This is a genomic window from Thioalkalivibrio thiocyanodenitrificans ARhD 1 (assembly GCF_000378965.1).
GTDB lineage: Bacteria > Pseudomonadota > Gammaproteobacteria > Ectothiorhodospirales > Ectothiorhodospiraceae > Thioalkalivibrio_A > Thioalkalivibrio_A thiocyanodenitrificans.
Genome location: NZ_KB900536.1, coordinates 991,836 through 1,014,209, shown reverse-complemented (window position 1 = coordinate 1,014,209; position 22,374 = coordinate 991,836). Strand labels below are relative to the sequence as shown.

Genomic DNA, 22,374 nt, shown 5'->3' with positions numbered 1-22,374 from the left:
GTCAGCCGTTTCAGACACCGGTATTTCGTTTCCCGTTGTATCCTCGCTCTTGTAACTTGTCCCTTCGTCCTATGAAACATTCCCACTACCACAAGAAGCATGTCTCCGGCGCGCCGCTCCACGAGCTGGAGGCGCACTTCGCCGCGGTCCCCGGGGACCCCACGGATACGCGCCTTCGCGAGGCGCTGAAGATGGCCGTGGCCTATCGCGGGGACGATCCCCTGCGTCCCAGCGCCCTGGACGTGGCGGAGATCCTGCGCCTGCTGGGCGTGGATCGCGAAACCCTGATCGCCACCCTGTTGCTGGACGCCTTCATGGAGCGGCGCCTGCCCGAGGCCGGGATGCGCGAGCGCTTCGGCGAGCCGGTGGCGGGGCTGGTGCGCAGCGTCAACTGGATGCTCACCTTCAAGGAGGAGATGCCCCAGGGGTCCGCAACCGGCCCGGAGCAGGCCGAGCGGGTGCGCCGCCTGCTACTGGCGGTGGTGGAAGACGTGCGTGCGGTGCTCATCAAGCTGGCATACCGGGTGCAGCGCCTGCGCCTCATATCCCGGCATCCGGACGACCTGGGCCGGGCCTACGCCCGGGAGACCCTGGAGGTGTTCGCGCCCCTGGCCCATCGTCTGGGCATCGGGCAGCTCAAGTGGGAGATGGAGGATCTGTCCTTCCGCATCCTGGAGCCCGATGAATACCGTCGGGTGGCGAAACTGCTGGAGGAGAGCCGGACCGAGCGGGAGGCCTTCATCCGGGACTTCATGGAGCGCCTGGAGAAGGCCCTGCGCGACGAGGGTGTCGAGGCCAAGGTGCTGGGGCGGCCGAAACACATCTACAGCATCTGGCGCAAGATGCGCCGCAAGCAGCTCGATTTCGACGAACTCTATGATCTCCGCGCCGTGCGGGTGACCGTGGACCGGGTCTCCACCTGTTACACCGTGCTGGGCGTGGTCCACGGCCTGTGGCCCCACATTCCCCAGGAGTTCGACGACTACATCGCCAATCCCAAGGACAACGGCTACCAGTCCCTGCACACGGCGGTGATCGGCCCGAAGGCCAAGGTGGTGGAGGTGCAGATCCGGACCCGGGAGATGGACGACTTCGCGGAACTCGGCGTGGCCGCCCACTGGCGCTACAAGGAGGGCGGACGCGAGGACCAGGCCATGGGGCGCGCCATCGGCTCCCTGCGCCGCCTGCTGGAGAACCGCGAGGACGACGAGGCCCTCATCGACAGCTTCCGGTCCGAGCTGTTTCAGGACCGGGTGTTCGTGCTCACCCCCCGGGGTGACGTGGTGGACCTGCCCAGGGGTGCCACGCCGCTGGACTTCGCCTACGCCATCCACACGGAGGTGGGCCACCGCTGCCGGGGTGCCAAGGTGGACGGGCGCATCGTGCCGCTCACCTACACCCTGCGCTCGGGGCAGCGCGTGGAGGTGCTCACCACCCGTCAGGGCGGCCCGAGCCGTGACTGGTTCAACCCCAGCATGGGGTATCTCCGCACCTCCCGGGCGCGGGCCAAGGCCCGGTCATGGTTCAAGCTCCAGGACCACGATCGCAATGTCTCCGAGGGACGCAGCATCTTCGACCGGGAATGCCAGCGCATGGGCGTGACCAATCCGGACACTGAGGCCTTGGCGCGGCGCTTCCATCTGCCCAACCGGGAGGAGTTCCTCGTGGCCGTGGGCGCGGGTGACATCAGCCCGGCCCAGTTGGCCACCGCCCTGCAGCCGGTGGCCCCGGCGGTCGAATCCCTGGTCACCAGCAAGCGCCGCAGACGCGGCCCCAAGCCCGCCGCGGCCGACCGGTCCGAGATTCACATCCGGGGCGTGGGCAATCTGCTTACCCAGATCGCCCGCTGCTGCCGGCCCGTGCCCGGCGACCCCATCATCGGATTCATCACACGGGGCAAGGGGGTGAGCATCCACCGGCGCGACTGCGTGAACGTCCTGCGCATGCCCGCCGAGAAGCGGGTGCGCCTCGTGGAGGTGAACTGGGGTGCCGAGCCCCGGGCCTACCCGGTGGATGTGCGCATCGAGGCCTTCGACCGCCAGGGCCTGTTGCGCGACATTACCGGCGTCATGGCCAACGACCACATCAACGTCCTGTCGGCCACCACCCGTACCGACCGCAGCGACCAGTCCGTCACCATGGAACTGACCCTGGAGGTGGAGGACAGCGCCCAGCTCAGCGGCCTGATGGACAAGCTCGGCGCACTGCCCAATGTCACCAGCGTACGGCGGGTAGTTGGGTGAGTTTGTCCGTTGTCAGTTGTCCGTTGTCCGTTGTCCGTTGTTAAAGGCAGAACTGACAACTGACTACGGACAAACTCACAACTCACCGCCTTCCAGATGCATCACCTGCCAGGGGCGGGCGGCGTTCAGGTCGGGCTCCACACCCAGTCCGGGCGTCGCGGGCAGGGGGAGGCGGCCCTCGCTGTCCAGGGGCGGGAAGGGGGTGCCCAGCACTTCGCGCAGCGGATTGGGGTTGGCGTCCACTTCCAGCAGACCGTCACCGCCTGCCGCGGCCAGCAGGTGGGCCGATGCCATCAGGCCGATGCCGGCACCCAGGAAATGGGGGCAGTAGCGCCGGCCGGTGGCGAGCGCGGCGCGTGCCACGGGCAGGCAGCCCGTGAACCCGCCCCACTTGCAGATGTCGGGCTGCACCACCTGCATCACGCCGGCCTCGATGGCACGTTTGAAGGCGGCCGTGCCGCGCAGGTTTTCCCCGCCGGCCAAGGGCACCGGGGAGGACCCGGCGAGACGGCGCCATTCATCCAGGGGTTGATGCGCACCCAGGGGCTCCTCGAGCCATTCGGGCCCGAACGCGGCGAGCGCTTCCGCCATCCGCAAGGCCTCGTCCACGGACCAGGCCTGGTTCGCATCCAGCATGAGCCGCTCGCCCGGGGCGAGGCAGGTCCGGGCACGGTCCAGTGCCGCCAGATCGGCCTCATGGCCAAAACCTACCTTGATCTTGAATGCCCGATAACCCGCCGCCCGGCTGCCTGCAAGGATCCGCGGCACGTCCCCGGGGTTGATGCCGCTGGCATAGGCGGGGACCTGCCTCATGGCGCTCGTGCCGCCGAGCAGCCGTGCCAGCGGTTGCCCGGCGCGGCGGGCCGCCAGATCCCAGAGGGCGATGTCCACGCCTGCCAGCACCTGGGCCAGCGGACCCCATTCCCCGGTCTGGACCGCCAGGATCCGAAGGGCGGCCTCCAGCGCGCGGGTGGCCTCCGGTACGCCCGAAAAGCGCGTGTCCAGCAGAAGGGGCGCCAGCACCGTGTCCAGGAGCCGCGCCCGGTGTTCGGCGCCGCAGGCGGGGAAGTTGCACCAGACCTCGCCCCAGCCCCAAACGCCGTCGGCGTCTTCCACCCGTACCAGCACCGCGGGCCGGCTGTGCATTTCGCCGAACGAGGTCACCACGGGGGTGTCGATGGGAGCGCGGAAGACGAAGGTCTCCACCCGGCGGACGGATACGGCAGCCGTGCCGGGCAGGGCGGCGTCCGGGTCCAGCGGCGGATCGCTCGGGGTCAGAACTTCGTCGCGGTGCATGGGCACGGGTTTCCCCTCGGAGTCGTGTTGGCCGATGTCTTGGCGTCGGCGGTCATTCAATGGTAGCCTGTCCTTCGGTAAAGATACTATAAATAGTACGACCATATCTTTCATCGTTGAACGGACATCTGCCGCATGGGGCCAGGATGATCGAGAACAGACCGGATCCAGGGGCCGTCACAGGGCCGGCGAGTGCCTACGCGCACAGCCGCCTGCCCCTGTACGACCAGGTGGCGTCCGACCTGCGGCAGCGGATCAGCGCCGGGGAGTGGGCACCCGGAGAGCGCATTCCGAGTCTTGAGGACCTGGCGGAACGCTTCGGCGTGGCGCGGGTGACCGTGCGCCAGGCCATCGGGCTGCTGGAGCAGGAGGGGCTGATCTGGAGACGCCAGGGCAAGGGGACCTTCGTGACCCGTCGGCCCAGCAATGATCGCTGGCTGCCCGTGGGGACCGAGTGGTCGAGCCTGTTGCGCATGATCGACGGCACACGGATGCGCCTGATCGAAACCATGGAGGTGGCGCACCCGGACCCGCTGCGGCCGGAGGACGGTACACCCGCTGCGTGTTATCAGCGCATCCACCGCATTCACACGCGCGACGGGCGGCCCTACTGCGAGATCGATCTGTTTCTCGCCAGCGATATCTACGCGCTGGCTCCGGAACGGTTCAGGGAGCGCCTCGTCCTGGAGACCCTGAACGGCATGGAGCAGGTGGCGTTCGGCTCCGCCCATCAGACCCTGACGGTGGGGCGGGCCGACATGGAGACGGCGCGGTTGCTGGACATGGACGTGGGTGGACCGGTGGCGGAGGTTCGCCGGGTCATCACCGATCGCTCGGATCGGGTGATCTACGTGGCGGAGATCGTCTATCGCGGCGATTTCGTCAGACTGGATATACAACTACTGGGTAGCAAAAAAGACACCATTGGAGGAGCGGGATCATGAAACTCTCACGTTTATCGAGTCTTGCCGTCGCCTGTGTGGCGGCACTGTCCCTGGGTTTTGCCGCGACGGCTTCCGCCGAGTGGCCCACGGGAGACGTCACCTACATCATCAACTTCAATCCGGGCGGCGAGTCGGACATCACGGCACGCATGCAGGAGTCCACGTTCAAGAAAGTGACCGGGCACGGTTTCATCTACCAGTACCGGGTGGGTGCCGGCGGCGCGGCGGGCTGGGCCCAGCTCAACCGCATCACCAGCGATGGCTCCGCCATCATGGGCATCAACACACCGCACATCTTCCTGCAGCCCCTGGCGGGCAACGTGGGCTACAAGACCGAAGACGTGAACGTGGTCTACATCTTCCAGCTCACCCCCTATGCCCTGATCGTGCCCCATGACAGCCCGATCAAGGATCTGGACGACTACATCGCACGCGCCAAGGCTGCCCCGGGCACCATCACCGTGGCCGGCACCGGCACCAACTCCGCGCCCCACGTGGCCAAGGAGAGCTTCGACCACTTCGCGGGCATCCAGACCACGTACGTGCCCTTTACCGGTACCGCCGCTGCCTCGGCCGCGCTGCTTGGCCGCCAGGTTCAGGCCCAGTGGGCGTTTACCACGGCAGGTGTGCAGCAGGGTGACCAGGTGCGCCTGCTGGGCGTGGCCACGGAAGAACGTCATCCCCTGTTCCCGGATGTGCCCACCTTCAAGGAAAAGGGCATCGACTTCACCGGTGGTGCCCGCCGCGGCGTGGCCGTGCCCAACGGTGTGTCCGAGGAGATGCGCCACCAGATGTCGGACGTATTCGCCAAGGTGAACCAGGATCCCGACCTGCGCAAGCGCATGGAGGACGCGGGCTACGTGTTGCTGGACATCCCCTACTCGGAGATGGCCGAATACAGCCGTCAGCTCTCCGAGAACTACCAGGAGGTGGCGCGCCTGCTGGGCATGATCCGCTGACACGGGTCACCCCCGCGCAGACCCTGCACAAGTACCGGCTGATGCAACGGAACTGATCCATGTTCGAGTACCTGTTTCAGGCGCTCACGCCCTTGAACCTCATGCTGGCGGTGGGCGGGGTCATCGCGGGGGTGGCCATCGGCGGCATGCCGGGGCTCACCGCCACCATGGCGGTGGCGGTGCTGGTCCCGCTGACCTTCACCATGCCGGCCGATTCGGCCCTGATCACCCTGGCGGCCATCTACATGGGCGCCATCTACGGCGGCTGCTACGCCGCCATCCTGGCCAATACGCCAGGCACACCTTCATCGATTGCCACCACCTTCGACGGTTATCCCATGGCAAGGCGCGGCGACGGGCAGATGGCCCTGAGTCTCGCCACCCTGGCCTCGGTGACCGGCGGCTTCCTGAGCGTGGTGGCCCTGTTGCTGCTCGCCCCGCAGCTGGCGAAGATCGCACTGGCCTTCGGTCCGCCGGAGTACTTCTGGCTGGCGGTGCTCGGTCTGACCCTGGTGGCATCACTCTCCAAGGGCACCCTGCTCAAGGGCCTGCTCGGGGCCTGCCTGGGTCTGCTGATCTCGTTCACGGGCTCCGCCGTGGTGGGCGGCGACATGCGCTTCACCTTCAATCAGCCGGCCCTGGTGGGCGGCGTGGACATCATCGTCGCGCTGATCGGCATCTTCTGCATCCCGGTGATCCTGGACCTGGTGTCCTCGCCGGACCCGCACATGGAGGTCAACGCGGGGGAGAATAAGGGTCTGCGCCTTGGCGAGGCCTTCCGTCACGCATGGCGGGAAAAGGTCAACCTGCTCAAGAGTTCCGCCATCGGCACCCTGGTCGGCGCGCTGCCCGCCGCCGGCGGGTCCGTGGCATCCCTGATCGCCTATTCCGAGGCACGGCGCAGCGCCCGGAATCCGGAAGAATTCGGCAAGGGCGCTCCCGGCGGCATCATCGCCTCGGAGTCCGCCAACAACGGTACGGTGGGGGGCGGCTTCATCCCCACCCTGGTGCTGGGCATCCCCGGCACGCCGCCGGATGCGATCATCCTGGGCGCGCTGCTGGTGCACGGCATCCGCATCGGGCCCAACCTGTTCACCGAACACGGAGACGTGGTCTACACCTTCATCTTCGGCCTGATGATCGCCACCGTGATCATGTTGCCGATCGGCCTGCTGATCGGGCGCTACGCCTTCCGCGCATTCGTGGCCATCCCCAAGACGCTGCTGGTGCCGGGCATCCTGCTGATGACCGTGCTGGGCACCTACGCCATTCACAGCAGCTATGCCGATGTGGTCATCATGATGGCGCTTGGCGTGGTCGCCTGGGTGCTGAGCCGGGCCGGATTCGCCCCGGCGCCCATCGTCCTGGGGGTGGTGCTCGGGGCAATCGCGGAGCAGGGTTTCGTGCAGTCCTGGCTCATCGGCAGTGCTTCGGACAACCTGTTCGGCATCTACTTCGCACGACCCATTTCGCTGGTGATCATCGGCCTCATCCTGCTGGGCCTGCTGTATCCGCTGATCATGAAACGCTTCAAGTCAAAGCTGCTGCCCACCAATGAAGAGTGATACCGAAAAGCACGCCGGACGCGACTGGTCGGGCCTCGCGGCGGCGGCGTTCTGCATCGGTCTGGCCGGTTACGTGCTCTGGGTGACCGAACACTACACCCGGTTCGGTTCCATCTTCCCGCGCACCGTGGCCATCGTCATGATCGTCGTCGGCGTGGCCCTGATCGCGCGGGTGATTGCCGGTCTGCCGCCCACCCCGGTCACGCCGATCCAGTCCCTCTGGCGTCCCCTGGCGCTGGTGGGCGTGGGGGCCCTGTGGGTCGTGCTGATCGCCAGCATCGGCTTCTATCCCGCCAGCGTGGTGGGTTTCATCTGCGCGGGCCTGCTCGCCCGTTTCGAGCCCTGGACCCTGCGTGCGCTCACCGGGTTCCTGGTCATCTCGGTCAGCGTCGCCACCATCGGCTACGTCATCTTCGCCTTCGCCCTGAAAGTCCCGTTTGATTAAGAGATGCCAATAGTCAGTTGTCCGTTGTCCGTGGTTAAAGGCAGAACCGACAACTGACAACTGACAACTGACAACTGACTATTGGCATCTTTTGAAATCCACAACATTAGTGCCTGTCGGTGCCGTTTCCCGGCGCTCGGCCAGAAGCTGGAGGGCGCGCGGGAACTCGGTGTGCAGGCGGCGCATCAGGTCCGGGGCGTCCGGGCGGAAGTACACCATCTCGAAGGGTACCGGGTCGTCCAGGGATTCACGCTCTCCGGGCCGGAATCCGCGCCACAGCAGTTCCACCGTGCGGCAACCGAAACCGTCCACGAAGACGAATTCCCGGGGCTCGATCACGGCCAGGTACTGCATGCTGCGGATGGGCACAAAGAGCGCCGGCTCGCCGCTTCGGGCCAGCAGCAACTGCGCGCGGTTGTAGGTGCCGGCCCGGAGGGTCCGTGCCTCCCGGCCCAGCGGATCCCCGACCTCGAAGCGTTCCGTGACCTTCATCTCATCTCTTCCTCATGCCGCCCGGGATGCCGAAACGATTCCATCATGCCATGAGTCCGGCATTTCGGGACACCTGAGTACAGCCCGTCGGGTACCGGGTGCCATTCGTCCCCGAACCCATCGCCGGATGCCCGGGAATGTGATGCCGGACAACGTTGAACCCCAGGGAGCCCGATAGCCTGACGGCCGACGATCGCGACCCCGGAAGGACCCCGGAGTCGCGCAAAAAGCCGAGAGCCTTGCCGGAACGGCTTGGACACAACCATCGTGCAGGGGGCAATCATGAACTTCCCGAAATCCCGATTCACATACGTCACCGCGGCCCTGGTCATGGGCCTCTCGCTGCTGCTCGGTGCCTGTGGCGGAGGCTCGGGCACGGGCAGCAGTGACACGACCGGTCCCACCGGCAACGTGGCGGTGCTGCTCACCGACGCGCCGACCCTTCTCTACGACGAGATCCATGTCACCATCACCGGCATCGTGCTGCTGCCTCGCGAGGACGCCTCCGATGCGGAACAGGTCGTCCTGTTCGAAGGCGAAGAGACCATCGATATCCTGCAGTTGCGCGACTACGCGGATCTGTTCGTCGTCGCGGAAGAGGTACCGATCGACGACTACGAGAAGGTTCGCCTGTTCATCTCCCAGGTCGAACTCGTCGATAACGGCACCGAACCGCCGAGCAGCGTGTTCGCCACGCTGCCGAGCGGCAAGATCGACCTTTTGCCGAAGGAGCCGCTCACCGTGGCCGAGGATCAGACGCTCTATCTGGAGCTTGATCTCGACGCCCGGAATTCGCTGCTGATCACGGAGACCGGCACCGGAAACCTGATCTTCCGTCCGGTCGTGTTTGTCCGTGTCTTCGAGGAGGATGAGGGCAACGGCGAGAACGGAAACGGTGAAGAGAACGGGCTGCCGGAGGCCGTCGACAACGAGGAGATGGAGACCGCCGGGGAAGACGCGCCGCTGCTGGGCGTCAGTGGCCTGGTGCGTCTGGCGGAGGAAGACCGCGTGCTGGTCTGCCCCGCCACAGCGGCGTCCGAGACGGCCTGTGTGCGTCTCTCGTTGAACGATGAAAGCCCGGTGTTCGACACTACCGGCGCTCTGGTTGGTCCCGATGCCCTCACGGAAGGCGCGCGCCTCATCGCCATGGGTCTGCTTGAACGGGATCCGGAGGATGGCCGCCGTGTGCTGGAGGTGCTGAGCATCACCATGGGCACTCGCCCGACGGTAGGTACGCGTGGCGGCGCTGCCGGCGGTCCCGTGGACGAGAACGGTCACTTCGTGCTGCGCGACGGACGCACGGTGGCCCTGGCGCCGGAGACCCCCGTGGTCGACAACCGGGGTCAGCCGTTGGGCGCCGAGGCCATCATGGACGGGCAGGGCCTGACCTTCATGGGCATTGTCGGCGGTCCCTCGAATCCGATCCCGGCGACCCTGGTGATTCTGCGAGGTGACGATGACGATGACGATGACGGTAACGGCGAGGCTTTCGGCGCGTCTCCCACGAATATCAGGGGAGAACTGATCGCCGTGGAGAACGAAGACACCCTGCAGGTGGACGTGAACGGTGAAGTTCACTGGGTCCAGCTCGAGGAGGGCGGCCAGCTCGTGATCAGCGGGCAGGGCCAGGTGTCCGATGGTGCCCTCGCCGACCTGGGTGACTTCGACCGGGTGCGCATCATCGCCCAGGGCGAGCAGGGCGAGAGTTACTTCGAGGCGCACCGTATCGTGGCCATTACCCTGGGCATGAATGATCAGGTGGTGAGTGACGTGGGCGGTGGTCCGCCGCCCCATGCCGGGCCGCCCGATCATGCGGGGCCGCCGGAACACGCCGGTCCCCCGGGCTCGGGCGACTGAGCGCAACCTCTCGGGCCGGCATGCGGCATCCCTGCCGCATGCCGGCCCGAGCCACGTCTTCCCCCGCGTCGGACGTCGGAAAAGCGTGCCCGCTGCAAGCGGCGGGCGGCACGCGCCGGCGCCCGCGCTTCCCTCCCGCAACCCGTATCCCGTATCCTGTGCTGCGTTCTCCCCGCCGCCCCGATAGCTCAGCTGGATAGAGCGTCCCCCTCCTAAGGGGAAGGTCTCAGGTTCGAATCCTGATCGGGGCGCCAATAATCAATGGGTTAAGATAGTTCAGCGGGGATTGGCGGGTGATGAGGAGCGATCGGGGTGCAGACTGCTGCTATGCCCTCCTCATAGTTGACTATAATTTTTCCGGTAACCGGGTAACCCGAGGCTCCAGTATGGCTACCGTCATTCGCATCAATGCCTTGTGGGATCCAGACGCAAAGGTCTGGGCCGCAGAAAGCGATGATGTGCCGGGCCTGGTGACCGAGGCGGATACCATCGAAGCTCTCACTGAAAAGCTGCGCGTACTCATCCCCGAACTACTGGAAGCCAATGGCATTACCCCGCAGACAGAGAACGATGAACTGCCGTTCGAAGTCATTGCGGAGCGCCACGATAGCGTCCGCCTGGCGAGCTGATGGGGGGTAGCTTTACCCCGGACCTGAAACGCGTTTTGCGTGATGCGGGATGTAACTTCGTACGCCAGGGAAAAGGTGATCATGAGATTTGGTACAGCCCCATCACTGAGCGTAATTTCTCGGCACACGGCAAACGCCGTATTGAGGCAGGCAGGGCTTTCCAAACAGTTCTGATCTGCGCCGCCCCCGCTTGCCCGGATGTGCAACTGCCTGATCCACGGCGTCCCCGAGTCTTTCCCGTCTGGCAAGTGGGCTGTTCCATGATCGCAAGGTATTCCCCGGGGCCGGCGTAGGCAGAATCCTGATCGGGGCGCCATTGCGCCCGCCCCTTTTCCCCCACCGTCCGTTTGGGCTATCGTTCGCCCCCGGATCCGCCTGTAAACAGGATGAGCAGCATGACGGAAAGAGTCGGCGTCATCGGCCTGGGGTATGTGGGCCTTCCAGTGGCCCTGGGTTTCGCGAGGCACTACCCGGATACCGTGGGTTTCGACGTCAGCGAGCGGCGCGTTCGCACCCTCGGGGAGGGGTGCGATCATACCGGCGAGGTCACACCGAACGAACTCGCTGCCGCTTCCGTGCGTTTCACCACGGACCCGGCGGATCTGCAGGGCGTCACCTTCTTCGTGGTGACGGTCCCCACCCCCATCGACGACAACCGCCAGCCCGACCTTCGCCCGGTGATGGCCGCCTGCGAAACCGTGGGCAGGGCGCTCTCGCCCGGGGCGGTGGTGGTGTTCGAATCCACCGTTTATCCGGGGGTCACCGAGGAAGTCTGCGGCCCCATTCTGGCGCGTGTTTCCGGTCTGGCGCAGGGCAGGGATTTCAAGCTGGGCTATTCCCCCGAGCGGATCAACCCGGGCGACAGCGAACATACCCTGGAGCGCATCGTGAAGGTGGTCTCCGGCGAGGATGATCAGACCCTGGCGCGCGTGGCCGAAGCCTACGGGCGGATCATCACCGCTGGCATCCACCGCGCGCCCTCCATCAAGGTGGCCGAGGCCGCCAAGGTGATCGAGAACACCCAGCGCGATCTCAACATCGCGCTGATGAACGAACTGGCCATGATCTTCAACCGGCTCGGCATCCGCTCCCGGGACGTGCTCGCCGCCGCCGCCACCAAGTGGAATTTCCTGCCCTTCAGTCCGGGACTCGTGGGGGGCCACTGCATCGGCGTCGATCCCTATTACCTCACCGCCAAGGCCAAGGCCGTGGGTTACTACCCCCAGGTGATCCTGGCCGGTCGGCGCATCAACGACGGCATGGGCCCCTACATCGTCCAGCACCTGGTCAAGATGCTCATCGGGCAGGACCGCCCCGTGAAGCACGGCAGGGTGGGCATCCTGGGTCTCAGTTTCAAGGAGAACGTCCCCGACCTGCGCAACTCGCGTGTGCCCGACATGGTCAGGGAGCTGCGCCAGTTCGGTATCGAGCCCATGATTCACGACCCGCTCGCCGACCCCGATGAGGCCCGTGACGAGTTTGGCCTGGAACTGTCTCCCCTGGAGGCCTTCCATGACCTGGACGGCCTGATCCTCGCGGTCACGCATCGCCCGTACCTCGAACTTGGCGCCCGGGGCCTGGCCGCCATGATGGTGGATGACGGCGTGTTCGTGGACGTGAAGTCGGCCATCGGCCCGGGCGACATGGGCGGGAAACTGCGTTACTGGAGTCTCTAGACTTCGGAATGCCGCGTAGCGGATGCCGGGCATGCGGCGCCCGGGCGGGCCCGGCTGGTTTACGGCCGGATCGCCGCGCCCGCACATCGATTGCGCTTCGCGCCAGCCCGATCGTGGGAATGCATCCGGAATCCGGTCAATGAGATCGTCGTCAAATCGGTTAAAATGCCCTCATTGCCGATGAGCCCATGGCCATGACCCTCCAGCCGAACAGCCCGGATCTTTCAGCCCGACTGCGCAGCTTCTTCCAGGAGCAGCCCCGGGTGGAACTCGCCTGGCTTTTCGGTTCGGCCGCGCGTGGCACCACGGGGCCCCTCAGCGACGTGGACGTGGCCGTGCGGTTCTCCGGCCCCGGGGACGATGACTTCAACGACAGGCTCCGACTCCACGATGCCCTGTGCAGGTATCTCGGATCGGATCGTGTCGATCTGATCGACCTTGCGCAGGCCTCCCCTGTTCTCCGATTCAACGTGATCTGCGATGGCATTCTGCTCAAGGGCGACCACTCGGTGCGCGTGCCGTTCGAGGTTCGAGCCATGTCGGAGTACTTCGATACGCATGCCCTGCGTGAACCGCATGACGCGGCGCTCAGGGCCTCTGCAGGTGCTGGCCGGACATGATCGACAAGACGGCATTTGCCGCCCGGCTGGATCGATTTCGCGAGTATCTCGGTCTGCTGGATTCCATCAGGACGCGGCTCCGGGACGAGTTTGTCGGGGACCCGATCCTGCGTGGTGCAGGCGAGCGTTACCTGCACCTCGCGATGGAGAGTGCTCTGGATATCGGCAACCATATCATCGCCGAACGCGGCTACCCGCGGCCCGACACCTACGCCGGCGTGCTTGCCGTCCTGTTCGATCACAATGTGCTGCCGGAGGCGTTGTACCGGTCTCTGGACGGCATGGCGGCGTTTCGAATCCTGCTGGTGCACGACTATGCCCGTCTCGATCATGGTCAGGTCTACGATGTGCTGTGCGACAAGTATCCCGCGTTGCAGGAGCTGTACAGGTTGTACGCCGGTATGCTGAGCGATCCGGCCACCGACTGAGCCCATCTCAAGGATTCCGCAATGAAGGTCCTCATCACCGGCACCGCCGGTTTCATCGGCAATGCCCTGGCCCTGCGCCTCCTGGCGCGGGGCGACGAGGTGGTCGGCATCGACAACCTCAACGACTATTACGACGTCAATCTCAAGAAGGCCCGGCTCGCCCGGGTGGTTGGGGAGCCGGGCTTCACCGACGTGCGCGCCGATATCAGCGACCGCGACGCCATGGAGGACACCTTTGCCGCCCACAAGCCGGACCGGGTGGTCAACCTGGCCGCCCAGGCCGGCGTGCGCTACTCCATCGAGAATCCCCATGCCTACGTGGACACCAACCTGGTGGGATTCGTGAACATCCTGGAAGGCTGCCGCCATCACGGCGTCGAACACCTGGTCTACGCCTCGTCCAGTTCCGTCTACGGCGCCAACACCCGCATGCCGTTCACGGCGCACGACAACGTGGATCACCCCATGAGCCTCTATGCGGCCAGCAAGAAGGCCAACGAACTCATGGCCCACACCTACAGCTCCCTGTACGGGCTGCCCACCACCGGCCTGCGGTTCTTCACCGTCTACGGCCCCTGGGGGCGGCCGGACATGGCGCTGTTTCTGTTCACGAAGAACATCCTCGCCGGCAGGCCCATCGACGTCTTCAACTACGGCAGGCACCGGCGCGATTTCACCTATATCGACGACATCGTCGAGGGCGTGATCCGGGCGCTGGACCGGATCCCCGGGCCGAACCCGGACTGGTCGGGAGACGATCCCGACTCCGCCACCAGCTATGCACCGTATCGGCTCTACAACATCGGCAACAACAACCCCGTCGAGCTGACGCACTACATCGAGGTCCTGGAGCAGTGCCTGGGCAGGAAGGCCGAGAAGAACCTGCTGCCGCTCCAGCCCGGCGACGTCCCCGACACCTACGCCGACGTCCGGGACCTGGTCGACGACACGGGTTACAAGCCAGAAACCAGCGTAGAGCAGGGCGTGGCAAATTTCGTGAAATGGTATCGGGAGTTCTACAACTGCTGAGGTAGGGTGGCAGTGCGATCGCCCACGGGAGTGGGCTCCTACAGGGGCCTGGCCGGCGGTTCCGTAGGAGCCCGGTCCCCCGGGCAATAACGGAGCCCCGGGATCCCCACCGTAGGAGCCCGGTCCCCCGGGCGATAACGGAGCCTCCGAGGATCCCGACCGTAGGAGCCCGGTCCCCCGGGCGATAACGGAGCCCCGGGATCCTCCCGTAGGAGCCCGGTCCCCCGGGCGATAGGTCGGACCTCCGGCGATCGCCCACGGGAGTGGGCTCCTACACGGTGGATGAATGACCTCGGGACAGGTATTTTGTTGGGGGAGGCCCTTGTAGCCAGGCGGCTTCGCGCAGGGCCGACCCAGGGATGAGATTTCAACGGACAGGAGGTCCACCATGTCTCTTCAGCCTCACGGGCGACGCCTGCGCGTCGGGCGCGTCTCGGTTCCGGGTCAGGTGTATGCGGTCACCACGGTCACCCGCGACCGGCGCGCGTATTTCTCGGAGTTTCCACCGGCAAGGGCCGTGGTTCGGGTGCTTCGTGAGCAGCGGGATCTGCAACGCGCCGAGACCCTGGCCTACGTGGTGATGCCCGATCACCTGCATTGGCTGATGCGGCTAGTGTCGTGTCCCACAAATAACTTGCCATTCAGAGCCCCGCAAAAGCGCCAAGGCAAGGCGCACACCGCAGGCAATGGCAGGCCCTTGGCAAGGTGTGCAACGCCGCATTGGCGTTTTTGCGGGGCTCCCTTCGGGCGCGGCTGTGCGGGCGTGTGGCGGTGTTACGCTTGCTTGAAAGGGGGTGGCCATTCCTGCGCAAGCGTGCCTGGCCACACGCCCGCACAGTCGCGCTGAATGGCAAGTTATTTGTGGGACACGACACTCGGCCGGGTCATGACCTGTCTGCGGTGGTTCGCGACGTCAAGGCCATGAGCAGCCGCCGTGTCGGGCGCCGGGTCTGGCAGAAGGGTTTTCATGATCACGCATTGAGAAAGGAAGACGACGTGCGGGCCTGGGCGCGATATATCGTGGCCAACCCCCTGCGCGCCGGGTTGGTGGCAAGCGTTGGCGCGCCGCGCAAAGCGTGGCGCATCTGGTCGGGTGAGAGTCCCGACATGGTAAGGGTGAACCACCCACCATTACCGAGTGTTGCGCCTCTGGCGGAACGGTGCCTTGGTCACGAAGACTGGAGCATGCGTGAACAAGAGAGGTGAAGCGTACACAGGGTATGTTGCAGGCCGTTTGGAGACGTAGCTCCTTAGAGATGGAATCGCTTCGAAATGAACAGTCCCGGTGAACCGCCCCGGGTATCGCGGAGGCTCCAACTCTTGAGAGAATGGAGCCATGAACAAGTCAAACAAGTTTTCACCTGAGGTCCGTGAGCGGGCGGTGCGGATGGTCCAGGAGCACCGTGGGGAGTACCCGTCGCTGTGGGCGGTTGTGGAGTCGATAGCCCCAAAGATCGGCTGCGTGCCACAGACGCTGCTGGAGTGGGTCAGGCGAGCGGAGATTGATGCGGGTGCGCGGCCAGGCATGACCACGGCCGAGACGCAGCGCATCAAGGACCTGGAGCGCGAGAACAAGGAGTTACGGCGCGCCAATGAGATCCTGCGTACCGCCAGCGCTTTTTTCGCGCAGGCGGAGCTCGACCGCAAACTGAAGTCGTAAACGCCTACATCGATCAGCACCGGGACGCCTATGGGGTCGAGCCGATCTGCAAAGTGTTGCAGGTTGCCCCATCGGCCTACCGGCGCCATGCGGCCCGGCGGCGCAATCCGGATCTGCGCAGTGCCCGGGCCAAGCGCGATGAGCGGCTGGTTCCACACATTGAGCGTGTCTGGGAGGCCAACCTCCAGGTCTACGGCGCCGACAAGGTCTGGAAGCAACTCAACCGCGAAGGTGTTTCCGTGGCGCGCTGTAGCGTGGAGCGGCTCATGCGCCGCCTGGGCTTGCAGGGGGCACGCCGTGGCAAGACGGTTCGCACCACCGTGGCGGACCGATCGGCGCCATGTCCGTTGGATCGGGTTAATCGGCAGTTCCAGGCCGAGCGCCCCAACCAGCTCTGGGTGTCGGACTTCACCTACGTTTCGACCTGGCAGGGATGGCTGTACGTGGCCTTCGTTGTCGACGTCTTCGCACGGCGCATCGTGGGATGGCGCGTCAGCTGCACCATGACCACGGACTTCGTGCTCGATGCCCTGGAGCAGGCGCTCTACGCTCGGCAGCCCGAGCATAACGATGCCCTGATCCATCACTCCGACCGCGGGTCGCAATACGTCAGCATTCGCTACACGGAGCGACTTTCCGAAGCCGGTATCGAGCCGTCGGTCGGCAGCCGTGGCGACAGCTACGACAATGCCTTGGCCGAGACCATCAACGGCCTGTACAAGGCGGAACTGATCCATCGCCGCGGCCCCTGGAGGTCCAGGGAGTCGGTGGAGCTGGCGACGCTGGAATGGGTGTCCTGGTTCAATCATCAGAGGTTGATGGAGCCCTTGGGGTATATTCCGCCGGTGGAAGCTGAGGCAAACTACTATCGGCAACTCGCCAGTCAGGCCGTAATGGCGGCTTGACTTAAACCAACCAGCCTCCGCAATTCCCGGGGCGGTTCACGGTTGGCCAGCGTTGTAACGCGCGTGAAGCCCATACGAAGCAGGCGCATTGGTGAGCCTGTAGAGAGCCGGCGGAGTTCTCAAGCTGCGGCATGTAACAAGAGATGCGTCATGAACGCGGGAGGCCCCATGGGCTCCAAGGGAAGGGTAAAGTACAGCGGACCGCTACAAACGGGAGGCTGGCTTGAAGGCCGATGGGGAGTCGGATCACTCCATAGTACTCGGAGACGGTAGGGCCGATCACATGGGGAAGGGAGTGACAGTCATGTGTAGCTTGCAAAGGCAACTCGCGCCGGACAATGTAGGGCCGGAGTACGACGAGCCAACCTTCTTGCAGGGACTATCTATGAGCAGCATTGCTGCTTCTACGAATGTGAGCATGATTGAAGAGCCCGGTGCGGGAAAACCGCACGCCGGGATCTGTGCAGGGGGCGCCGGGTAACCGGCGTCCCTACTGCGACGAGATTATCCTCATTGGGATGCCGCCTGGTTGTGAGCCGCGCCGGTCCGCGATTCTCGTAGGAGCCCGGTCCTCCGGGCGATCATTTTCCCGGGGGCCAGCCATCGCCCGGAGGACCGGGCTCCTACGAAAACCCCCTGTAGGAGCCCACTCCCGTGGGCAATTGCCTCCCACCCAAATGCAACAAAATGGATAGCACCGCATGTCACAGACCCTGCCCTGTTTCAAAGCCTACGACATCCGGGGTCGTATCCCGGACGAACTCAATCCGGAGCTGGCCTACCGCATCGGCCGTGCCTATGCACGGGTCATCGGACCGTCGGGCCCCGTGGCCGTAGGGCAGGACATGCGGCTCACCAGCCCCGAATTGGCCGAAGCCGTTATCCGGGGCCTGAACGATGCAGGCGTGGATACCCGAAGCCTCGGCCTGTGCGGTACCGAGATCGTCTATCACGCGGCCTCCCTGCCCGGCATGGGCGGAGGCATCATGGTGACCGCGAGCCACAATCCCATCGACTACAACGGCATGAAGCTGGTACGGGAAGAGGCGATCCCCATCAGCGGCGACAGTGGTCTCAGGGAAATCGAGCAGCTCGTTCGTAAGGGGGAGTTTCCGGATGCTACGGACCGTGGAAGGGATGAGCCGCTGGACGTCATTGCCGGCTACGTCCGGCGTGTGCTCTCGCTTGTCGACGTGGCGGCGCTTCAGCCTCTGCACCTTGTGGTCGACGCAGGCAACGGCGCAGCAGGCCCGGTCTTCGATGCCATTGCCGAGCATCTGCCGTTTCAGGTCACGCGCATCCACCACGAACCGGACGGCCGCTTTCCCAACGGTATCCCCAATCCGTTGCTGCCCGAGAACCGGGCGGTCACGGCGAACGCGGTTCGGGAATGCGGTGCGGATATGGGCATCGCCTGGGATGGCGACTTCGACCGCTGCTTCCTGTTCGATGCCGACGGCCGCTTCATCGAGGGCTATTATCTGGTGGGTCTGCTTGCGGAGGTCATGCTTGCCAAGTATCCGGGCGCAAAGATCATCCACGATCCCCGACTGACCTGGAACACCATCGAACAGGTCACCGCCGCGGGCGGCATCCCCGTCATGAGCAAGACAGGCCATGCCTTCATCAAGGAGCGCATGCGCCTGGAGGATGCCGTCTACGGCGGCGAGATGAGCGCACATCACTACTTCCGGGATTTCGCCTATTGCGACTCCGGCATGATTCCCTGGCTGCTCATCACCGAACGCATGTGTGCCTCCGCGGATAGTGCCGAGGGCGGAAAGCCCCGTCCCCTGGCCGACCTGGTCGACGCGCGCATGGCGGCCTATCCCTGCAGCGGAGAGATCAACTTCCACGTGGACAGTGTCCGCGACACCATCGCCCGAATCGAATCCCGCTATCAGTCCGAGTCCCCCGCCGTCGACCGCACCGACGGCCTCAGCATGGAGTTCGACACCTGGCGCTTCAACCTGCGGGGCTCCAACACGGAACCCGTCATTCGCCTGAACGTGGAAACCCGCCGCGACGCCGATCTGCTGAAATCAAAGACAATCGAGATCCGTGACCTCATTGTGGGCTCTCGGTAGATTGTTCGCCCAGGGGGCTGGCCGGGGGTTCGTACAACGGGATTTCCACGCCCCGGCCTTTCGCCCGGAAGGCTCCGACGACACCTGGATGCCCCCCTGTAGGAGCCCACTCCCGTGGGCGATCATCCCCGGGGCCAGCCATCGCCCGGGGGACCGGGCTCCTACAACGGGTATTCCACGCCCCGGCCTTTCGCCCGGAAGGCTCCGACGACACCTGGACGCCCCCCTGTAGGAGCCCACTCCCGTGGGCGATCATCCCCGGGGCCAGCCATCGCCCGGGGGACCGGGCTCCTACAACGGGTATTCCACGCCCCGGCCTTTCGCCCGGAAGGCTCCGATGACACTTGGACGCCCCCCTGTAGGAGCCCACTCCCGTGGGCGATCGCTTCCGGGGCCAGCCATCGCCCGGAGGAACGGGCTCCTACGGGGCGGCACAATCCGCGCGCGATCTGTACGCCCTGCCCGTTGGCGGTTGCATCTGACGACGGATAGCCTCCCGATCGGGCCGGTCCTACGAGCGTTGGGGCCGAATCCTACAAAAGCGCCGTGGATCGAGGGTTTACGTGTCAACAGCCCAGCCGGGATCATAGTGCCGCGATCCGGGAAAGGGATTTCCGGGCAGTGCCGGGGCACGGATGCTCCGGGAATGGATTCGACGGATCGCGTATGGAACGCTGCAATCACCATAGACTGGCCACGGATTGGCCCGCCCCGGCACCCGCAAGGGTCCGGGGTTTTTTTTGGTCCGTTGTCAGTGGTCCGTTGTCCGTTGTTAAATGCAACGGCCACGGACTAAAGCACGGGAGATTGCCATGGGAAGGCCGAATTTTCAGAATCTTCATGTCTATGGACTGTCCGAACGCCTGGCCGACGCGATCTGGGAGATCGTATCCGGGTGGGACCCGTTTCCCAGGGAGACTGTAGGCAAGCAACTCGTGAAGGCGGCCGACAGCGTCGGCGCCAACATCGCCGAAGGCAGTGCCAGGGGCACATATCAGGATAACCGCCGTTTCATTCGCATCGCCCGGGGTTCCCTCACCGAAGTCCAGCACTGGCTGCGCCGGGCCTATAAACGTAAATTGCTCCCGGATCGGGATATCGAGCCCCTGAAAGCCACCATCGACGAACTGGCCCCCAGACTCAACGCATACCTGAACTCCATAGGGACAGATAAGGTTGGTGGTGGGTGATGGTCAGTTGTCCGTTGTCAGGAGCGAAATCGGCCCCCGCAGCATGTCAAAGGGCTCTTGTACAACTGACTACGGACGACTGACAATTGACAATAAACAACTGACAACTCACCAACTCCCCCGTGCCCCTGACCACACCGCGACGCATCCTTGACCTGCTGACCCCCGCCGAGCGGCGCCGGGGCTATCTGCTGTTGGGGATGATCCTCATGATGGCGTTCCTGGAGGTGCTGGGCGTGGCCTCCATCCTGCCGTTCCTGGCCGTCCTGGCCAACATGGAGCTGGTGCACACCAACGCCTATCTGTCCGCGGCGTATGAACTGCTCGGCTTCCGGGACCCGGAGCGGTTCCTCTTCTTTCTGGGCGTACTCGTATTCGTCTTCTTCGTGGTCTCCACCCTGTTCAAGGCGCTGACGCACTACGCCATCGCGCGCTACGCCAACATGCGTGAGTACGCCCTCAGCATGCGGCTGACGGCCGGGTACCTCAATCAGCCCTATGAATGGTACCTGGATCGCCACAGCGCCGATCTCGGCAAGATGGTGCTGTCGGAGGTCGGTCAGGTGGTGCAGGGGGGGCTGATGCCGATGCTGCACGTCATCGCCCACGGCACCGTGGTCCTGGCCATTCTCATGCTGCTGGTGGTGGTGGACCCCGGGCTGGCCACCGTGGTGGCCCTGGGGCTCGGTGGCGCCTATGTCGCGATCTACATGCTCCTGCGCCGCTATCTGGGCCACCTGGGCGCGGACCGGGTCAAGGCCAACCAGGAGCGGTTCCGGGTGGTCCAGGAGACCTTCGGCGGGGTGAAGGAGATCAAGCTTTCGGGAACGGAAGGCCGGATGCTGGCACGCTTCCAGCGCCCGGCAAGGCGGTTCGCGACGCGCCAGGCGGCGGCCCAGGTGGCCCGCCGGGTCCCCCGGTTCGGTCTCGAGGTGGTGGTTTTCGGCGGCATGCTGGCGGTCGTGCTGTACCTGATGGCGGGGGAGGGCGGCCTGCAGCAGGCCCTGCCCGTCATCGCCCTGTACGCCTTCGCGGGATACCGGCTTATTCCCGCGCTGCAGACGGTCTACGGAGACCTCGCGAACCTGAGGTTTGCCGAGGCCGCCGTAGAGGCATTGCACCGGGATCTCACCGGGCTGGCACCCGGGCCGGGCGCCGCCGGGGACGGGGAGGGCGCGGAACCGCTGCGGGTGCACCGTGCGGTGCGCCTGGAGGGAGTGACCTACACCTACCCGGGGGCCGACAGCCCCGTGCTGCGGGATCTCGGCCTGGAGATCCCCGCGCAGCATACCGTCGGACTGGTGGGCGCCACCGGGTCCGGCAAGACCACCGCCGTCGACGTGATCCTCGGCCTGCTGCGGCCCCGGACCGGGCGTGTGCTGGTGGACGATGAGCCGCTGGGCGCGGACAACCTCCGTGCCTGGCAGCGCAACCTGGGGTACGTGCCCCAGCGCATCTACCTGGCCGACGACACCGTGGCCGCGAACATCGCCTTCGGACGGGCGCACGACGAGATCGACCTGTCCGCCGTCGAACAGGCGGCCCGCGTCGCCAATCTGCACGATTTCGTGGTGTCCGAACTGCCCGACGGATACGAAACCCGCATCGGGGAGCGCGGTATCCGGTTGTCCGGCGGGCAGTGCCAGCGCATCGGCATTGCCCGGGCGCTGTACCGGGACCCCCAGGTGCTGATCATGGACGAGGCCACCAGCGCCCTGGACAACCTGACCGAGTTTGCGGTCATGGAGGCCGTGCACAACCTGGGCCGCAGGAAGACCATCATCCTCATCGCCCACCGGCTCAGCACCGTGCGGGAGTGCGATCGCATCTATCTCCTGGACAAGGGGCGGGTCATCGGGCAGGGCAGCTACGACGAACTGATCGAATCCAGCGAGCGCTTCCGCGCCATGGCCGCGGTCCGTTAGCCGCAAACACCCACCCCCTGTAGGAGCCCACTCCCGTGGGCGATCGCTTCCGGGGCCGGCCATCGCCCGGAGGACCGGGCTCCTACAACGGGTATTCCGCGCCCCGGCCTATCGCCCGGAAGGCGCCGACGGCACCCGGATGCCCCCCTTGTAGGAGCCCACTCCCGTGGGCGATCATCCCCGGGGCCGGCCATCGCCCGGAGGACCGGGCTCCTACAACGGGCATTCCACGGCCCGGCCATCGCCCGGAGGACCGGGCTCCTACAACGGGCGTTCCACGGCCCGGCCATCGCCCGGGGGACCGGGCTCCTACAACGGGCGTTCCACGGCCCGGCCATCGCCCGGGGGACCGGGCTCCTACAACGGGCGTTCCACGGCCCGGCCATCGCCCGGGGGACCGGGCTCCTACCGGACATCCTCAGGG

The 22,374-nt window shown here is 65.4% G+C and carries 17 protein-coding genes, 1 tRNA gene, 1 pseudogene and 1 other annotated feature; of the genes and pseudogenes, 17 read left to right on the top strand and 2 right to left on the bottom strand.

What is annotated here, in order from left to right:
• The first annotated feature begins 71 nt into the window (after positions 1-71).
• On the top strand, positions 72-2,243 hold the full coding sequence (gene relA / locus THITHI_RS0104735; RefSeq protein WP_018231926.1) for a GTP diphosphokinase: 2,172 nt from the start codon (positions 72-74) through the stop codon (positions 2,241-2,243).
• Positions 2,244-2,318: 75 nt separating this feature from the next.
• Here relA and THITHI_RS0104730 read toward each other — a convergent pair whose 3' ends face one another.
• Positions 2,319-3,539, bottom strand: coding sequence for a mandelate racemase/muconate lactonizing enzyme family protein (locus THITHI_RS0104730; protein ID WP_051079914.1), 1,221 nt, complete (start codon positions 3,537-3,539; stop codon positions 2,319-2,321).
• Between the two features lie 146 nt (positions 3,540-3,685).
• On the opposite strand from THITHI_RS0104730, the gene THITHI_RS18480 reads away from it, so the two are divergent.
• Genes THITHI_RS18480 through THITHI_RS20530 form a run of 4 tightly spaced genes read left to right on the top strand, consistent with a single transcriptional unit; the run spans position 3,686 to position 7,452 of the window.
• Positions 3,686-4,483: a GntR family transcriptional regulator gene (locus tag THITHI_RS18480; RefSeq protein WP_018231924.1), complete on the top strand. Its 798-nt coding sequence runs from the start codon at positions 3,686-3,688 to the stop codon at positions 4,481-4,483.
• Positions 4,480-5,442, top strand: a complete 963-nt coding sequence (locus THITHI_RS0104720; protein WP_051079913.1) for a Bug family tripartite tricarboxylate transporter substrate binding protein — start codon at positions 4,480-4,482, stop codon at positions 5,440-5,442. The genes THITHI_RS18480 and THITHI_RS0104720 overlap by 4 nt, the downstream gene beginning before the upstream one ends.
• A 59-nt stretch (positions 5,443-5,501) precedes the next feature.
• A complete protein-coding gene (locus THITHI_RS0104715; RefSeq protein ID WP_018231922.1) occupies positions 5,502-7,007 on the top strand; it encodes a tripartite tricarboxylate transporter permease in 1,506 nt (501 codons plus the stop codon).
• Positions 6,997-7,452: a tripartite tricarboxylate transporter TctB family protein gene (locus THITHI_RS20530; RefSeq protein WP_018231921.1), complete on the top strand. Its 456-nt coding sequence runs from the start codon at positions 6,997-6,999 to the stop codon at positions 7,450-7,452. The genes THITHI_RS0104715 and THITHI_RS20530 overlap by 11 nt, the downstream gene beginning before the upstream one ends.
• Before the next feature lie 78 nt (positions 7,453-7,530).
• On the opposite strand, the gene THITHI_RS0104705 is transcribed toward THITHI_RS20530, so the two are convergent.
• Positions 7,531-7,944: a hypothetical protein gene (locus THITHI_RS0104705; protein WP_018231920.1), complete on the bottom strand. Its 414-nt coding sequence runs from the start codon at positions 7,942-7,944 to the stop codon at positions 7,531-7,533.
• A 282-nt stretch (positions 7,945-8,226) separates the two neighbouring features.
• Here THITHI_RS0104705 and THITHI_RS0104700 point away from each other — a divergent pair, with 282 nt between their 5' ends.
• The 12 genes and pseudogenes from THITHI_RS0104700 (at position 8,227) to THITHI_RS0104640 (ending at position 21,950) form a co-directional block, all read left to right on the top strand.
• Positions 8,227-9,801, top strand: a complete 1,575-nt coding sequence (locus THITHI_RS0104700) for a DUF4382 domain-containing protein (RefSeq protein ID WP_156820598.1) — start codon at positions 8,227-8,229, stop codon at positions 9,799-9,801.
• 177 nt (positions 9,802-9,978) lie between these two features.
• Positions 9,979-10,055: transfer RNA gene (locus tag THITHI_RS0104695), tRNA-Arg, on the top strand.
• Positions 10,056-10,187: 132 nt separating this feature from the next.
• Entirely contained in the window at positions 10,188-10,430 is a 243-nt protein-coding gene (locus THITHI_RS0104690) for a DUF1902 domain-containing protein (protein ID WP_018231918.1), read from the top strand.
• A 395-nt stretch (positions 10,431-10,825) separates the two neighbouring features.
• Positions 10,826-12,106, top strand: coding sequence for a nucleotide sugar dehydrogenase (locus THITHI_RS0104685; protein WP_018231917.1), 1,281 nt, complete (start codon positions 10,826-10,828; stop codon positions 12,104-12,106).
• 188 nt (positions 12,107-12,294) lie between these two features.
• Positions 12,295-12,726, top strand: coding sequence for a type VII toxin-antitoxin system MntA family adenylyltransferase antitoxin (gene mntA / locus THITHI_RS0104680; protein WP_018231916.1), 432 nt, complete (start codon positions 12,295-12,297; stop codon positions 12,724-12,726).
• A complete protein-coding gene (gene hepT / locus THITHI_RS0104675) occupies positions 12,723-13,154 on the top strand; it encodes a type VII toxin-antitoxin system HepT family RNase toxin (protein ID WP_018231915.1) in 432 nt (143 codons plus the stop codon). Before mntA ends, hepT begins: the two co-directional genes overlap by 4 nt.
• A gap of 21 nt (positions 13,155-13,175) precedes the next feature.
• Positions 13,176-14,183 (top strand): NAD-dependent epimerase, encoded by a 1,008-nt coding sequence (locus THITHI_RS0104670; RefSeq protein ID WP_018231914.1) that lies wholly within the window; start codon positions 13,176-13,178, stop codon positions 14,181-14,183.
• An 888-nt stretch (positions 14,184-15,071) separates the two neighbouring features.
• Positions 15,072-15,245, top strand: a pseudogene (locus tag THITHI_RS20975) (transposase); the annotation flags it as partial.
• Positions 15,246-15,519: 274 nt separating this feature from the next.
• Positions 15,520-16,748, top strand: a protein-coding gene (locus tag THITHI_RS0104660; RefSeq protein ID WP_156820441.1) for an IS3 family transposase whose coding sequence is annotated in 2 segments (ribosomal slippage) — positions 15,520-15,799 and positions 15,799-16,748 — 1,230 coding nt in all. Because the reading frame shifts where the segments join, the coding sequence is not laid out codon by codon here.
• Positions 15,798-15,914 (top strand) — a sequence feature (AL1L pseudoknot). Its footprint overlaps the gene before it by 117 nt.
• A gap of 701 nt (positions 16,749-17,449) precedes the next feature.
• Positions 17,450-18,835 (top strand): phosphohexomutase domain-containing protein, encoded by a 1,386-nt coding sequence (locus THITHI_RS0104650; RefSeq protein ID WP_018231912.1) that lies wholly within the window; start codon positions 17,450-17,452, stop codon positions 18,833-18,835.
• An 812-nt stretch (positions 18,836-19,647) separates the two neighbouring features.
• Complete coding sequence (locus tag THITHI_RS0104645) at positions 19,648-20,025, top strand: four helix bundle protein (protein WP_018231911.1); 378 nt, start codon at positions 19,648-19,650, stop codon at positions 20,023-20,025.
• A 122-nt stretch (positions 20,026-20,147) separates the two neighbouring features.
• Complete coding sequence (locus tag THITHI_RS0104640; RefSeq protein ID WP_018231910.1) at positions 20,148-21,950, top strand: ABC transporter ATP-binding protein; 1,803 nt, start codon at positions 20,148-20,150, stop codon at positions 21,948-21,950.
• Positions 21,951-22,374 lie beyond the last annotated feature (424 nt).